This window comes from Bifidobacterium sp. LH_426, from assembly GCF_056356875.1.
In genome coordinates this window covers 29,657-46,029 of record NZ_JBKEVB010000003.1, presented here as the reverse complement: position 1 = coordinate 46,029, position 16,373 = coordinate 29,657, and the positions used below count along the sequence as shown (strand labels likewise).

Here is a 16,373-nt window from a genome sequence, read left to right as displayed (position 1 = left end):
CTGATCTCTGATGACTGATCTGAGGGTCAGTCTAGCCCACGAATCGACATATACGCCCGTCGCTGATTGAACTCCATATGAACTGCGGGACCGCGCTACCGCCGTATCGCGCCCGCGCCGAGGCGTAGCATGCCGCTGCTCGGCCAGAGCGTGGTGAGGATCCACGCGATCGCGGCCATGCCGGCCAGCGCCAATCCGGTCGTCGTGAACGGTCCGTCGGTGAGCCACGGCAGTTCGTACGGCCACATGCCGTCCGGCAGCGGTGTCATCGCCCACGGCAGCTGCAGCGCGGCGGTCGCGGCGACCACGCCGACGAGGTCGATGATCGCGAACTGTACGGATCGGCCGAGCGCGGCGAGCAGCCCTTTGAGCAGATGCCACGGCAGCTGCACGACGCGCAACGCGGAATCCGATCCCTTGCGCATGCCGCCGCGGCGGCTTTCGCGCTCGATCTGCGCCTCCGTGCTGTACCCGACGGTGAACAGCAGCCACATCAGCGCCGCCGCCACGGCGAGGCCGATCAGCGGCTGGAACACCGCGGCGACCGCCGGTACGACGGCCATCATGCACAGGACGGCCACGCCCTGCTCGAGGTACTGCGCCCGCCGCGAGTCGGCGGTGTTGCGATGCTGCGGCGCGTTCGGATTCGCCGCGTTGCGGCCGTACTGCGATTGCGGCGATTGCGGCGTCTCGTACCCCGGCTGCGCGAAATCCGGCTGGACGTATTCCGGCTGCGGCGGCTCGTACTGCGGCGGCAGCAGCTCGGCCGGCGGCCGCGGCGGTTCCGGCGGCTGCATGTTCTGCGGCATCACCGCCGTCGCGTCCGGCTGGTCGCGCAGGAACGGCGGGACGTCGCCCTTCGGCTTCGGCGTCACGATCGGAATGTCGCGCGAGGAGGTCGGCACGTAGGCGGGCGGCAGGGAGGAGCCAGTACGGTTCGAGGCGTCCGCCACGCGCTGCAGCGGCGACTGGTCGTCGCCGGCCGCCGCCTCGCGCGCCGACGCCGCGCGGCCGGTGGCCGTGCGCGGCGTGCGGTTCGCGTTCGCGCTCTGGTTCGGATGGTTCGGATTCGTGCCGGCGGCCGCGGCGGAACCCGAGCCGGCGGCTGGGATGAGCGGCGGATTCGCCGCGTCGCCCGGACCGAGCACGTCGCTGGGCAGCGTGACCGTGCACTGGTCCGGCGTCAGCGCGCGCGTCGCGTCGACGCCGTCGTCCGCGTCGTCGCGCCATGCCGCGCGGCCGGTGGCCATGCGTGGCATGGGCGGCGTGGACGGCGCGACCGGCATGCCTGTGCCTGCGCCGCGCATCGTCGACGGCATCACCGACGTCGCCGGCAATGTGGCGGTCGCGCCGGGCGCTCCGGCCGCGTTACTTGCGTTACCGGCGCCGGTGCCGAGCACTCTGGTCGCCGCGTTGGGGCCGCCGTCAAAAGGGCGCATCACCTCGGTCGCGCCGTTGCCGGTCGCGCCGGTCGCATCGGTCGCGGAATCGCCGCCGAAGCCGTCGTCATCCCAATTCACGGGATTGAGCGCGTCCAGCGCGATCGCGTGGAGCAGCTGGTCGGGAGTGCAGCGGCGGCGCGGATTGGGATTGAGCGCGCTGCGGAACGCGGTGAGCGTGTGCGTGGGCAGCCCGGCGAGGTTCGCGTTGCCGCTCGCCTCGCGTTCCAGCACGGCCATCAGCGGCTTCGTGCCGAACACCGGTTCGCCGATCGCGGCGAACGCGAGCACGGAGGCGACCGACCACCAGTCCGTCGCCTCGCTCGAATCGGCGCCGTCGATGATCTCCGGCGCGATGAAGCCGGGCGTGCCCATCACGAGGCCCGTGCGCGTCACGTGGCTTTCGCCTTCGCCCATCGCGATGCCGAAGTCGACGAGCACCGGACCGGACGCGGAGACCATCACGTTCGTCGGTTTGATGTCGCGGTGCACGATGCCGGCCGCGTGCACGGCCTTGACGGCCTCCATCAGCTTGCGCGCGAGCCGTTCCAGATCGTCGCCCACGTATTTGCCGTTCGCGGCGACGTCGTCCTTGAGATTCCTGCCTTCGATGAGTTCGGTGACGATGAACGCGAGGGCGTCGTCGAGCTCCATGTCGACGATGCCGCACACGCCCGGATGATTCACCTTCTTCAACGCGAGGGCCTCGCGGCGCAGACGCTCGCGCGGCGTCACGTTCTCCTTGAGGTTCGGGTCCTGCGCGGGGCGGCGGGAGGCAGGGGAGCCGGGGGCGCCCGGACTGGCCGCCGCGCCATCGCCGGAGAGATCATCGGACGAACCGTCCTCGGCGAGCGAATCGCGCAGGATCTTCATCGCGTACACCTGACCGCCGTCGTCGAGCACGCGCCATACCGAACCCATCGCGCCGGAACCCAGGCGGGAGACGAGCGTATAGCCGCCCACCACTTCGCCCGGTTCCAGATTCAACGCCGTCAGATCACTCATACCGCCCATCCTATCCTTGGGCCTGGCATGCCGGTATATATGTGCCGGTCGGCCGTGCCGCCCATGCGTGCGGGGAATGGGCGGGCGTGCAGAATATGCATGCGAAACGACAGGATGGGGTGAGCGGGCGGCGTGGCCCGCGGCGGTCGTGCACAATCGGGGATAACGACATCGACGACGTGTCGGATGAAAGCAGAATCAAGGAGGAGAACGATGCTGAGCATCAACTGGAGCGACGTGATGAACGTCATCGCTTCGATCGCGCCGCAGCTGATCGCCATCGGCGTGGTGTTCGTGCTGGCGCTCGCGCTGACCATCGGCGTGAACAAGAAGACGGTGAAGAACGTCGCCACCCGCAAACTCGTGCATTCCGAATCGTGGATCGTGTTCCTGGTCGCCGTGGTCGTGGCCGTGTCCATGATGCTGTTCGGCCCGCTGGCCTCGCTGCTCAACAGCGCGACCGCCACCAAGTACACGCTGTCCGAGACCACGATCTCCAACGCGAACAAGCTCGCCAAGGAGATCCAGTCCGAGGCGATCACGATGCTGAAGAACGAGGACTCCAACCTGCCGCTCGCCTCGAAGAAGGTCAACGTGTTCGGCTGGGGCTCCACGAACCCGGTCTACGGCGGCACCGGCTCCGGCTCGATGAACCAGTCCTACAAGACCACCTCCATCCTCGACGGCCTCAAGCAGGCGGGCGTCGAGACCAACACCGAACTGAGCAAGCTGTACACCGACTACCGCAAGGACCGTCCGGTCGTGGCCATGGCCGAGCAGGACTGGACCCTGCCCGAAGTGCCGGCCAAGCAGTACTCGAGCAAGCTCATCTCCGATGCCAAGGCCTTCTCCGACGAGGCCGTGGTCGTCATCACCCGCGTCGGCGGCGAGGGCGCCGACCTGCCGAAGGACATGACCGCCAAGGGCATCACCTACCACGACAACTCCAAGGACTACAAGGACTTCCAGAAGGGCGGCAGCTTCCTCGAGCTCAGCCAGACCGAGAAGGACATGATCGACCTGGTCACCAAGAACTTCGACAAGGTCACCGTCGTCTACAACGGCGCCAACACCTTCGAGCTCGGCTTCGTCGACAACTACCCGCAGATCAAGTCCGTGCTGTGGTGCCCGCCCGCCGGCCAGACCGGCTTCTCCGCGCTCGGCGAGGTGCTCGCCGGCGACGTGAACCCGTCCGGCAGGACCTCCGACACCTTCGTCAAGGACCTCACCCAGCAGCCGAGCTACAACAACGCCGGTGATTTCAAGTACGACAACATGAAGGAGTTCGCCACCGAGAACTTCGAGGAGGGCAAGACCTCCCCGGCGTTCGTCAACTACGTCGAAGGCATCTACGTCGGCTACAAGTACTGGGAGACCGCGGCCGACGAAGGCGCGATCGACTACGACGACTACGTGCAGTACCCGTTCGGCTACGGCCTGAGCTACACCACCTTCGACCAGAAGATGGGCGACGTGACGTACTCCGACGGCAAGGTCTCCTTCGACGTGACCGTCACCAACACCGGCGACAAGGCCGGCAAGGACGTCGTCGAGACGTACTTCGACCCGCCGTACACCAACGGCGGCATCGAGAAGGCCAGCGCCAACCTGGTCGCCTTCGAGAAGACCAAGGAGCTCAAGCCCGGCGAATCCGAGACCGTGAAGATCTCGTTCGACGATGACGACATGGCCTCCTACGATTCCAAGACCGCGAAGGCCTACGTGCTCGAGGCGGGCGACTACGGCATCTCCATCCAGTCCGATTCGCACACCACGATCGACGAGAAGACCGTGACCGTCGACAAGACGATCACCTACGACTCCAAGTCCAACACGCACTCGGGTGACAAGACCGTCGCGACCAACGTGTTCGACGACGCCGAGGGCGAGGAGCAGGGCATCACCTACCTGTCCCGTGCCGACCACTTCGCCAACTACAAGCAGGCGACCGCCAAGCCGACGAACTACACGCTGTCCGCCGACCTCAAGGCCAAGTTCCGCAACCTGTCGAACTACAAGCCGTCCGAGACGAACGACGACTCCGACCAGATGCCGACCACCGGCGCGAAGAACGGCGTGCGTCTGGCCGACCTCACCGGCAAGGACTACGACGATCCGCTGTGGGACAAGCTGCTCGACCAGCTGACCTTCGACCAGATGGACAACCTGATCGCCTTCGGCGGCTACGGCACGCAGGCCGTGAACTCCGTCGGCAAGATCGCCCTGACCGACGTCGACGGCCCCGCCTCCCTGAACAACAACTTCACCGGCGTCGGCTCCATCGGCTTCCCGTCCTCCACCTCCGTGGCGTGCACGTGGAACAAGGATCTGGCCCGCCAGTTCGGCGACGGCATCGGCGACATGGCCCACGACATGCACGTGGCCGGCTGGTATGCCCCCGCCATGAACATCCACCGCAACGCGTTCGCCGGCCGTACCTTCGAGTACTTCTCCGAGGACGGCTACCTGTCCGGCGTGATGGCCTCCCAGCAGGTGGCCGGCGCGCAGGCCAAGGGCGTGTACGCCTTCATGAAGCACTTCGCCCTGAACGACCAGGAGACGAACCGACTGAGCGAGCTCAACACCTGGGCCAACGAGCAGTCGATCCGCGAGATCTACCTGAAGCCGTTCGAGATGAGCGTGAAGGAAGGCGGCGCGGGCGCCGTGATGAGCGCCTTCAACTACATCGGCACCGAGTGGGCCGGCTCGCACTCCGGACTGCTCAACACCGTCCTGCGTGACGAGTGGGGCTTCCGCGGCATGGTCCTCACCGACTACTTCGGCGGCTACGGCTACCAGAGCGGCGACCGCGCGATCCGCGGCGGCAACGACCTGATGCTCGCCACCACCGACGTGACGAACCACATCACCGACAAGTCCGCCACCTCGGTCAAGGCGATGCGCACCGCCTCGCACAACATCCTCTACACGGCCGCCAACAGCTGGCTGTACGAGAACGGCGAGCCCGACGTCGCCACCCCGATCTGGAAGACCATCTCCTACGTGGTCTGGGGCGTGACCGCCGTCCTCGCGATCGGACTCGAGGTCCTCACCATCAAGCGCTACCTCGCCCGCCGCGCCGTGAAGGCCACGAAGTAGTCAGCAGCCCTCGGCCCCCTCTGACGGTCGAGCTGTCAGCCACAGGCTGACCGGGAGAGAGAAGCGGCCGCAGGCCGCGGGAGACGCAGTATCGGTTACTGGCCGATGCGCTCCCGCCGCCTGCGGCCGCTTCGTTGCTTCTAAAAATTTTTGAGAAGTTACGCCATAAACTTCTCAAAATTTTTGAGAAGTTGTGTGCATAGGCCGTTCTCTCGCGTGCTACGTCTCACCAGTCCGTTCGCCGGCGCACGATCATGATCGCCACGACCAGCAGCGCCGCGACGGCGGCGACGATGGCGATCGTCGTCGTGCTGAGCGGCCGCCGCCCGTCGCCTTCCGTAGTCGACCGGCTCACGGATTCCGCGGTGAACGGGGAGACGTCCATCGCGAGCAGCGCGGCCGGTTGCGCGGAATCGGTTGCCGAGGCGAGCAGCACGTACCAGATGCCGCCGTCCTGCGAGAACGTCCAGCCTGCCGCATGGCCGGTCGCCGCACCGGAAAGACCGGAATCACCAGTGCCGTCGGCGGTCTCGAACGTCAGCGTGCGCGTGACCGTGGGATCGTTCCTGTCGAACGTGTTCACACGGAGTGCGATCGCGTCACCGTTTCCGTGGTCGATTGAGTACAGCAGCGTGCCGTCCGGATCGATGGCCGAGACGAGATCGCCCGTGTCCAGCCACTGCATGGTGCCTTCGTCGACGACGAGTCTGCCGTTCGTCATGCCGACGAGCAGGCGCGCGCCGTTCGGCGCGAGCAGGATGCGGTCGAGCGGCAGGTGCCGTCCGAACATCGTGCGCGCCACCGTCGCTTCGCCCGAACCGGTGCCCGAGTCCGAGCCGGAACCGGAATCCGAGCCGGGCTCATAGGCGTCGACGTCGATCGCCAGCACCCGCGAATCGGCGGTGCCCACGTACAGCGCGTGACGGTCCGCTGTTCCGGTGGCGTAGACGGTCGGCGACACGTCGTCCGCGATGTCGTCCATCACGCCGGTGGCGATGTCGACCGCCATCAGCCGCAACGATCGTCCGGCGGCGGCATCGTCGTCGGTGGTATCGGCATCACCAGAGCCTCCGTCCGTATCGCCGGCACCGGTCGTGTCATCGACGCCGACAAACCATACCGTCCCGGCCGAGTTCGTCGTGTACGGCGTGACGTCGCGGATTGCGGCGGCGGGGCCGGCGGCGGAATCGGCGTATCGCAGCGGGACGGCGGCGACGTTCTCGCCGCCTGCCGCCGCGAACGTGCGCAACGTCCACGAGCGCGGCGTATCGTCGCCGCCGGTGCCGTCGGGTTCGATCACGCCGATACGCGCGCCGTCCGGCGACAGCATGTAGTCGCTTCCGGTCGAGGGATGCAATGTGACCGTGAGATCGTCGACGCCGATCGCGGCGATGCCGTTCGCGCCGTTGACGAGCATCGTCCTGCCATCCGGCGTGAACTCGACGTGCGGCCGGGACGTGGCGAAACCGCCGTCCACCTGTGCGGTGCCGTCCGCGGACAGGTCCGTGATGCGGATTCGGCAGACCGTGCCGCCTTTGTCGATCGCGAACAGGAACCGGCCGCCGGGAGCGGACGTCAGCGCGATCGGATCGCTGCCGAGACAGGATGCGCCGCGCAGCGTCGTGACGGGGAGCGCGCCGGTGCGCTCGATCGCCGACGCGGCTGGGGGAGCTGCCGTGCAGAGCGCGACCGCGGTGCAGAAGGCGAGCGTGGAGCGCATCAGCGTGCGCACCGTCGCCGGAAGATGCGTGTCATGGCCGAACATGGGAGGGCTCCTTCATCGTCCGTCGTTTCTGTCGTTTTCCGTCGGATGCCGTATCCGTGATTCCAGCGTATCCGCGGCGTTCCGCGACGCCGGCGCATACGGCCGAAGGCATCAACGTTTGTCGTGACGGCGACCGGCGTCGCCCGCATCACAGCGTCCCGTCAACGTTTGATGATGAACCGTCGCGCGCACGGTGCCGCCGCCCGTCGCCGCGTGGGAATCGGCGATACACTGCGGATTATGGAACGGTCCGAAGAGGTACGTGGAAACGATGACGGCGGGACGGGCGTCTCGGTCGGCATCGTCGACAACGACGCCATCACCCTGTACGCGCTGCGCGCGATCATCCCGCGGATGCCGGGCATGCGGCTGGCGTGGGAGGCGACGGCCGGTCGGGAGGCGTTCGTCAGATGCGTGGAGGACGACGACCGCCCCGACGTGCTGCTGGTCGACATGGGGCTTGCGGACATGCCCGGCCCGCTGCTGTGCCGTCTCATCCGGTCCGCCGCGCCGCGCCCGCCGATGCTCGCCATCACCTCGTACCCGATCGAACTGTACGCGTCGGACGCGGCCGAGGCGGGAGCGCAGGGCATCATCGGCAAAACGGACATGCGCGACCTGCAACGGGCGATACGGATCGTGGCCGCCGGCGGAACGGTGCCGTCGCAGGCCGCACCCGACGTGCGTTTCGACGATGCCGGGACGGCGTTCCAACGCATCCGCCGCACGCCCGCCGAACCGGCGGCGACGCTGACATGGCCGGAGATGGAAGTGCTCAACCTGAGCGCGCAGGGGCTCAACCTCAACGAAATCGCGCGACGGCTCGGCATCCAGCCGCCCACCGCACGATCCCACGCGCGGCACGCGCGCATCAAACTGAACGCACGGACGTTGGGGGAGGCGCTGGTCAAATGGAATCAGGCGAAACGACGCTGAGACCGGTCGACGACGATCTGGCCGTCCACGGCGTGCGATGGCGCGCGCTGCACGACGCCGTCACCGGGGAATTGTCCGCGATCGCGCTGTTGTCGCAGAGCGCGGGAGAGGGGGAGTACGGCGGTGCCGATGGTGCGCGTGGTCGCGTTGGTTCCGTTGGCTCGGGTGATTCCGTTGGTTCGGGTGATTCCGGTGATTCGGGGGATTCGGGGGATGGTCGTGCGTTGATGAGGGACATCAACCGGCTGTCCCTCGCGGCTTTGGACAACACCCATGAGGTCATCCGCCTGCTGTCCGAGGCCGATGGGGTGCCGGCGGGTGCGCCGAGTGTGGCGACTGTGCCGGCTGCGGCTGTGTCGGCCGCGTCGGATGTCGCCCGGTATTTCGGGCGGCAGGAGCGACGGCTGCGGAATCTGGGATTCCGCGGGACGATGATGGTGGACGTCGACGGCCGCCGGATCGCCCCGGGTATGGCGCGACCGATCCGCACGTGTGGCAAGGAGATATGCGCCAATATCGCCCGTCATGCGGATGCGGCTGTGCCATACCGGCTGACGGTGCGGTGCGAAGGCGAACGCGATGACGTTCGTGACGTCGGCGCCATCATCATCGAGCAGAGCAACGGCGTCACGGACCATGACACGGACCATGACGCCGTTGCCGGTACCGGCCGGCGGACTCTGCGATCGGGCTTCGGCCTCGCCCTCCTGCGCGAACAGGTCGAGCGTCACGGCGGCACCCTATCCCACGAAACCCGCAACGGAACCTGGCGCATCCGCATCCGGTTACCTCGATAGTCGGGGACGGAGACGGAATGCGACGGCGCCTCAATCAGCTCAATCGGATTGCGTTGTATTTCCGTAGAGAAGTGAAAGCATGGCAATAGGGGCCTTTCTCGTAGTTGTTCGGGTACGGGCCGCGAACAGGGCTCCAAGTCCATCCATCTCCGTCACGATTGGCCAAATCGTTTCGCCGCCTTCCCGGTCTGACGTACCGCATCACCGCATCAGCGACCACTTCCATGCGGGGATGACGTGTATCGTGCCGGCTTCGACCGCGACGGTCTCCTCATCATGCAACGTCAGGATGCTTCCGGAACCGAGGTGAGTGCGTGCCATGACCGCGGCCAACGAGCCGATCTCGCAGTTCCGCGTCTTCGTGGCGGTCATGTCCGCGGTCACCTGATACAGCGCGTATGGTTCGGCGGCGAGGGCGTCGCCGACCAGGAAGTCGACCTTCTCCTGCTTGGGGCCGGGCATGGTGTAGGACGTCACAGCCTCCGTCCTGCGTCCGGCGGTGCGGCGGTGCAGTTCGCAGAACACGGCCGTCTCCAATCGTTTGCCGAGATCCTGCTGGTTCGCGCGGGAAACCGCGTAGGCCATGCCCTGATCGACCGCGTACATCTTCGGCACGCTGGTGCTGCCCGGTTTGAGCGCCGTGCGGTATTCGGGCAGCTCGTAGACCAGATACGCCTGCTTGAACAGTTCCAGCAGCGTATTGACTTTGTCCCAATACACTTTCCAGCCGGTGGCTTTCAATGCGGCGACGAGTGCGTTGACGGACAGCTCGCACGCCGTGTTGCGCAATAGGTAGAGTGCGGTCTGCGTGGCCATCGCGATGTTCTCTCGTCCGAACCGTTCCGCGACGTCGCGCGCCACCACGTCGCGCATGTAGCTTTGCAGCATCTCGACGCGATCCGGCTCGATCAGCCGTTGCACACCGGGGAATCCCCCTTCGACCAAATAGCGTTCGTATGCGCCTTCGAATCCGGTGACCTCCTGTGGCGAGAACGCCTCATTAATCACTTTAATCACTGCGGAAGCATCATCGGATTCGCCGTGGCCGTCCGGAACGGCATCCGGCACGGCGATGCCGCGGAACGTGCAGTATTCCCGGAACGACAGTGGCATCATCGCGTGCGCGTGCGATCGACCACGGAAGTTCGTGGCAATCTCCTCGCTGGACAGTTTCGATGATGAGCCGGTGATGACCAGCGTCACCTTCTCATGTTCCGTGATGCGTTGGCAGAATCCCTGCCAGTTCGCACATTCCTGCACCTCGTCGAGGAACAGGTACGCGCCTTCGCTTCGCGCTTCGGGCACCTGACGCCAGTACTCGTTGACGACGTCGTCGAGCACGTCATCCGGCATCGGCAGCAGGCGGTCGTCGGCGAAATTGAAGTAGAGGATGCGGTCGCGCGGCACTCCGGCGGCCAGCAGGTCATGGATCTTCTGGAACAGGTAGAACGTCTTGCCGCAACGCCGGATGCCGGTGATGATGTGCACGATGTTGAACATGGCGGGCTTGTCGAGTTGACGAATCACCTCGTCGCGGCGCGAGGGGGTGGGGATGTCGAGGCGCATGGCCTCGCGTACCAGCATGGCATAGGATTCGCGCGGATTGTCCGGAACCATGGTCGCCTCGTTCCTCTCATACGTTTATCGTCGCAACCTTTACGGTATCACTTCTTAAAAATTTTGAGAAGTAATACAGTGAACTTCTTAAGAATTTTGAGAAGTGGTATGCGTGGATCGTTCCGTAAGAGCCTGCGTGCCATTCGTGCGGGGGAAACGACAGGTTGTGTGCGCACCGCCCCACGCGCCCGCGAATCCTGATTGAATCGAAGCAACGACGATGAAGAAATCGAACGAACAAGCCAATCACTGCAAGGGAGAGTGACATGGAACTCGAAGAGCTTTCGGTGGCCGAGAAGGCGGCGATGCTGTCCGGCGGATCCGAATGGGATTCGCGCGGCAACGACCGCGCCGGCGTGCCCAGCTTCGTGATGAGCGACGGCCCCCACGGCGTGCGACGCCAGCTCGGCGAAGGCGACCATCTGGGCCTCGGCGCCTCCAAGCCCGCCACCTGCTTCCCGACCGCCGGCACCGTCGCCGGTTCGTGGGATCCGGCGCTCGCCGAACGGATGGGCGAGGCGCTCGGCCGCGAGGCGCACGACCTCGACGTGAACGTGCTGCTCGGTCCCGGCCTCAACATCAAACGCAACCCGCTGTGCGGCCGCAACTTCGAGTACTACTCGGAGGATCCGGTCGTCGCCGGCCGCATGGCCGCCGGCCTCATCCGCGGCATCCAGTCGAACGGCGTCTCCGCCTGCCCGAAGCATTTCGCGGTCAACAGCCAGGAGCTGCGCCGTCAGGCCTCCAACTCGGTCATCGACGAGCGCACGATGCGCGAGATCTACCTGACCGGCTTCGAAATCGCCGTGCGCGAAGCCGCGCCGCTGACGATCATGACCTCCTACAACGAGATCAACGGCGTCTACGCGCACGAAAACAAGCATCTGCTGCAGGACATCCTGCGCGACGAATGGGGCTTCGACGGCATGGTCGTCTCCGATTGGGGCGGCTCCAACTCGGCCGTCGCCGCCGTCAAGGCGGGCGGCTCGCTCGAAATGCCGAGTCCCGGATTCACGTCCGTGCGCGAACTCGAAGACGCGGTCAAGGCCGGTGCGCTCGACGAGGCCGACCTCGACGCCCGCGCCCGCGAAGTCGCGAAGGTCGCGGGCCGCACGCGCCTCGACGGCGTCGGCCGCGACGACCTGCTCGACGAATCCGTCATCAAGGCGCATCACGAGGTCGCCCGCCGCGTCGCCGAAGGCTCGATGGTCCTGCTGAAGAACGCGTCCGTGGGCACCAGCGGCATTGACGGTACCCCCGTGCTCCCGTTCCGTCCGGGCGCGCGCGTCGCCGTCGTCGGCGACATGGCGAAGACCCCGCGATTCCAAGGCTCCGGCTCGTCCAAGGTGAACGCCACGCGCGAAGAGAACATCCTCGAAGAACTCGGCAAGTCCGACGCCGCCGAAGTCGCCGGCTACGCGCCCGGCTATGACCGCCAGGGCGCCGTGAAGCCGGAACTCGTGCGCGAGGCCGTCGACCTTGTCTCGCGCGACGACGTGGACGTCGCGCTCGCCGTCGTCGGCCTTGACGAACGCAGCGAATCCGAAGGCCTCGACCGTGCGACGATGGCCATCCCGCAGGCGCAGAACGATCTGATCGCCGCGCTCGCCGCGACCGGCAAGCCGATCGTCGTCGTGCTCGTCGCCGGCTCCCCGGTCGAACTGCCGTGGCACGACGACGTCGCCGCGATCCTCTACATCGGACTGTCCGGACAGGCCGGCGCATCCGCCACCGTGCGCGCGCTCACCGGCAAGGTCAATCCGTCGGGCCATCTCGCCGAAACGTGGCCGATGCGCTACGACGACTGCCCGTCCGCCGGCTGGTACCCGGCGACCGGCCGCGACGCCGTCTACCGTGAGGGCCCGTTCGTCGGCTACCGCTACTACGAGACCGCGAGCGTGCCCGTCCGCTTCCCGTTCGGCTACGGCCTGTCCTACGCCACGTTCACGATGACGGGACTCGTCGCCGACGAGACCGGCGTCACCGTGACCGTCTCCAACGACTCCGACGTGGCCGGCGCGACCGTCGTCCAGCTGTACGTGAGCGGCCCGTCGTGCGGCGCGGCAGGCGCGCACGCCGGCGCGGACGGCGCTCACGGCGCCGCCGGCGTGCTGCGTCCCGCGCGCGAGCTCAAGGGATTCGCGAAGGTGACGCTCGCCGCGCACGAGACGCGCGACGTGCGCATCGACTTCGACCGGTACACGTTCCGCCACTTCGACGCCGCCGCGCGCGACGGTGCCGGCGCGTGGCGCACCGAGTCGGGCGTGTGGACGCTGTCGGTCGGCTTCGACGCCGAGACGCTGCCGTTGAGCGAGTCGTTCGCCGTCGCCGGCGACGTGGACGCGACCGGCCCCGACCCCGCGCTCGGCCACTATCTGACCGGCGACGTCAAGCACGTGACCGACGCCGAGACGGCCGCGCTGTTCGGTTATGACGTGATCGCGCGCTCCGGCCGCGACGGGGCGGCGACGTTCGGCGTCAACGATCCGATCTCGAGCTGGAGCGGTTCACGCGGATTCATCGCGAAGACCGTCGCGAACACGCTCAAGAAGCGGGAGGCGAGCGTGCGCGAGAAGACCGGAGCGCCCGACCTCAACACGCTGTTCATCCTCAACATGCCGCCGCGGGCGATGAGCAAGATGACGCAAGGCATGGTCGATGCGGCCATGGTCGACGCGATCGTCGAGATCGGCAACGGGCACACGTTCCGTGGCCTCGGCTCGCTCATCGGGGCATACTTCCGCAACCAATCCGCCAACAAGCGCACCGCGAAGGAGATCAACCATGACTGACGCGACGAAGACCGCCGAAACCGCTACGTCCGCCTCGGCCGAGTCCGCCAAGCCCACCGCCGAGGAGCTCGCAAAGATGGGCCCGATCCGCCGTTGGATCGCCACGCATCCGACGATCTGGGAGTTCATCCTGTTCAACGTGCTGTCGAACATCTCCACGATCGCGCGCTTCGTGGTCACATGGATCGGCACCGCCGTGTTCGTCGCCGCGCTCGGGCTCACCGCGCCGTTCCACTTCCTGATCTTCAACTACCCGGAATCCGGCAACGGCGTGGGCGGCTTCCTCACCTTCCTCTTCGCCGAGGTGATCGCGCAGGTCGTGAACTTCTTCGTGCAGATGAAGTGGGTGTTCAAGTCCGATTCCAGTTTCCACGACGCCGCGTGGAAGTACGCGATCCTCGCCGTCGTGATCGTCGTCGTGAACCTCGTGCTGCCCGGCTACGTGACCGCGCTGTGCCAAGGCTGGGGCATGAACGCGGGGCTGGCCGGCACGATCGCCTCCGTCGTGAACACGCTCCTCGCCGTCGTCGTCAGCTACCCCCTCCTCAAGTTCTGGATCATGCCCAAGACCAAGTAGCGGCGGTTCTGAATCGGCCCCCTCTGACGAGGGGGCTGTCCGCGTAGCGGACTGGGGGAGAGAGGTGGAGCGGCCATGAGGTCGCGGGAAAACCGCATCGGCCTTCGGCCGATTCCGTATTGCCGCCTGCGGCGACGTCTCTCCCTCCGTCCGCCTTCGGCGGCCACCTCCCTCGTCAGAGGGAGGCCTATCGCATCACCGCTCTATGCTCCCGGAATCAGCACGGTGAGCGTGAACCAGTGGTCTTCGGCCTTGATCGACACTTCGCCGCCGTATTGGGCGGCGATGTGCCGGATCGATTTGACGCCGAATCCGTGGCCGGTCGCGTTGCGTTTCGTGGTGCGCAGATTGCCCGCCGCATCCTTCTTCAACACCGCGTCGTAGTAGTTCTCCACGCGGATCACCGTGAACGCGCCCTGCCGGTACAGGGCGAGACGGATCAACCGTCGTTCCGGATCGTCCAATCGCGACGTCGCCTCGATCGCGTTGTCCAACGCGTTGCCGAACAGCGTCGCGATGTCCATCGAACTCATGTTCGCGGCGCCCAGCAGCGCACCGTCCGCGACCGCCGTGAACGTGATCCCACGCTCCTCGCATACGCGCGTCTTCGTCGTCAGAATCACGTCGAGCACCGGATTGCCGGAATGTTGCTGCGCACTGTACTCGGCGACCGAACGCTCCAACTGCTCGAAACCGGCCGCCGCATGTTCCGGATCGACCTCGGCGCGCAACGCGGCGATCTGATGCTTGAGATCGTGCGCGAGCCGCCCGATCGACTCCAGATTCTCCTTCGACGCGAGATACTCCTGATGCTGGCTCTCCAACTGCGCGTTGATGGAGGCGAGCTCCGCGCTCGCCTCCATCCGCCGCGCCTGCTCCTGCTGCGCATACAGGATCGCGAACCCGCAGAAGTCGACGAGCGTGCGGATGTAGAACACCTCCTGCCCGATCTTGCCGGAGAACGGCGTGTTCGTCGAAACGAAACTCAGATTGCTCATCGCGAACGTCACCACGGTGATCGCCACCGTGCCGACGGCCAGCTGCGCGCTGACGGTCGTCGGCGCGGACTGGCTGAAGTTGCGCCGCTCCACCGCCCATGCCGCGGCGAAACAGACCGTGTACACGCCGACCAGGATCAACGTCGCGAACGGCTGGCGCGGCGGCAGGTCCACGCCGTACGTGAGGAACGTCGAAAGCTGCCAGTGCAGCGACGCGACCAGCTCGGCGAGCACGAACGCACGCGCCGTCACATACAGGCACTCGCGTTTGCCGCCGCCGCTGCCGCGCCACACAATCAGCCACATGCAGCCGAACGCGAGCAGCATGCCGAGCGTCCAGAACCACAGCGGCATCGCTCCGGCCAGATACTGCACGCCGATCATCGCCGCCAATCCGATCGCCGCGACCGCCGCCGTGCGCCGCAAGGCCACGCGGCGGTGGATCACGGCGAGATAGGTGACGCACGCCGCCCACTCGCAGATCGCGGTGAACAGCCGCGGGATGTCCGGCATCGCGTTCGTGATCGTCGCGCCGAGACCGCCCATCACACGCCTCCCATGTACGCGGCCAGCGCGGTCATGAACGCCTTCTTGCGTGGCCGGCTCACGCGCAACGGCTCGCCGTTCGACAGCACGCAGTCCTGGTCCGCCATGCCGGTCACGTGACGCAGGTTCACCAGATAGCAGGAGTTCGATCGGAAGAAATCCTTCTCCGCCAGCCGCTCCTCGAACGATTTCAGCGTGCCCGTCACCGACAGTTTGCCGCCGAGCGTATGGATGACGATCGTGTGCCGGATCGATTCGATGTACAGCACGTCGGCGAGTTCCAGCCGCTGCTGCGCGCCGCCCACGTCGATGAGGATCGACTCGTCGCCGCGCCGGCGCACCGTGTCGATCGACCGTTTCAGCTCCTGGTTGAACGCGAACCACGGCACCGGTTTGAGCAGGTACGACAGCGCGCCCACCTGGTAGCCGTTGATCGCGTACTGCGGCGCCGCGGTGATGAACACGATGACGACGGTCTTGTCGCGCTCGCGGATGCGCCGCGCCGCCTCCATGCCGTCCATCTCCTTCATCTCGACGTCGAGCAGGAGGATGTCGTAGACGGGCGCGTATTTCTCGACGATCCTCGCGCCGTCGTCGAACACGGAGACGGTGAAGCGGATGCCGTCGTTCTCGGCCTGATAGCGGTTGAGATAGTCCAGGACCTGTTGGCAGGCCGAGGCGTCGTCCTCGACCACCCCGATTCTGATGTCGCGCATGACCAACCTCCCTGTCTCGCGTGGGCACCTCGTGCGGGCCTCCGGTTCCCGATTGTATCGGCCGGCCGCGCGCCGCGCGGGAAACG

Annotated in this window: 10 protein-coding genes; 5 read left to right on the top strand and 5 right to left on the bottom strand. The window is 66.4% G+C overall.

Translation table 11 applies throughout. The annotated features are described in order from the left end of the window. Nucleotides 1-95 precede the first annotated feature (95 nt). Nucleotides 96-2,444: a serine/threonine-protein kinase gene (locus AC1AYD_RS04150; protein ID WP_476544723.1), complete on the bottom strand. Its 2,349-nt coding sequence runs from the start codon at nucleotides 2,442-2,444 to the stop codon at nucleotides 96-98. 213 nt (nucleotides 2,445-2,657) lie between these two features. On the opposite strand from AC1AYD_RS04150, the gene AC1AYD_RS04145 reads away from it, so the two are divergent. Continuing rightward, a complete protein-coding gene (locus AC1AYD_RS04145; RefSeq protein ID WP_476503235.1) occupies nucleotides 2,658-5,543 on the top strand; it encodes a beta-glucosidase in 2,886 nt (961 codons plus the stop codon). Nucleotides 5,544-5,769: 226 nt separating this feature from the next. On the opposite strand, the gene AC1AYD_RS04140 is transcribed toward AC1AYD_RS04145, so the two are convergent. Continuing rightward, nucleotides 5,770-7,308: a hypothetical protein gene (locus tag AC1AYD_RS04140; RefSeq protein ID WP_476544722.1), complete on the bottom strand. Its 1,539-nt coding sequence runs from the start codon at nucleotides 7,306-7,308 to the stop codon at nucleotides 5,770-5,772. 240 nt (nucleotides 7,309-7,548) lie between these two features. Between AC1AYD_RS04140 and AC1AYD_RS04135 the strand changes: the two genes are divergently transcribed. Further along, complete coding sequence (locus AC1AYD_RS04135; protein WP_476544721.1) at nucleotides 7,549-8,244, top strand: response regulator transcription factor; 696 nt, start codon at nucleotides 7,549-7,551, stop codon at nucleotides 8,242-8,244. Continuing rightward, complete coding sequence (locus AC1AYD_RS04130; RefSeq protein WP_476544720.1) at nucleotides 8,220-9,041, top strand: ATP-binding protein; 822 nt, start codon at nucleotides 8,220-8,222, stop codon at nucleotides 9,039-9,041. Before AC1AYD_RS04135 ends, AC1AYD_RS04130 begins: the two co-directional genes overlap by 25 nt. A 201-nt stretch (nucleotides 9,042-9,242) precedes the next feature. Here the strand turns inward: AC1AYD_RS04130 and AC1AYD_RS04125 are convergent, their stop codons facing one another. Further along, on the bottom strand, nucleotides 9,243-10,658 hold the full coding sequence (locus AC1AYD_RS04125; protein WP_476544719.1) for an ATP-binding protein: 1,416 nt from the start codon (nucleotides 10,656-10,658) through the stop codon (nucleotides 9,243-9,245). Between the two features lie 266 nt (nucleotides 10,659-10,924). On the opposite strand from AC1AYD_RS04125, the gene AC1AYD_RS04120 reads away from it, so the two are divergent. Further along, entirely contained in the window at nucleotides 10,925-13,450 is a 2,526-nt protein-coding gene (locus AC1AYD_RS04120; RefSeq protein WP_476544718.1) for a glycoside hydrolase family 3 C-terminal domain-containing protein, read from the top strand. A 76-nt stretch (nucleotides 13,451-13,526) separates the two neighbouring features. Continuing rightward, complete coding sequence (locus AC1AYD_RS04115) at nucleotides 13,527-14,027, top strand: GtrA family protein (RefSeq protein ID WP_476544786.1); 501 nt, start codon at nucleotides 13,527-13,529, stop codon at nucleotides 14,025-14,027. Between the two features lie 203 nt (nucleotides 14,028-14,230). On the opposite strand, the gene AC1AYD_RS04110 is transcribed toward AC1AYD_RS04115, so the two are convergent. Both AC1AYD_RS04110 and AC1AYD_RS04105 read right to left on the bottom strand, forming a co-directional pair. Then, complete coding sequence (locus AC1AYD_RS04110) at nucleotides 14,231-15,571, bottom strand: sensor histidine kinase (protein WP_476503262.1); 1,341 nt, start codon at nucleotides 15,569-15,571, stop codon at nucleotides 14,231-14,233. Continuing rightward, nucleotides 15,571-16,287, bottom strand: coding sequence for a LytR/AlgR family response regulator transcription factor (locus AC1AYD_RS04105; protein WP_476544717.1), 717 nt, complete (start codon nucleotides 16,285-16,287; stop codon nucleotides 15,571-15,573). The genes AC1AYD_RS04110 and AC1AYD_RS04105 overlap by 1 nt, the downstream gene beginning before the upstream one ends. Between the last annotated feature and the right edge of the window lie 86 nt (nucleotides 16,288-16,373).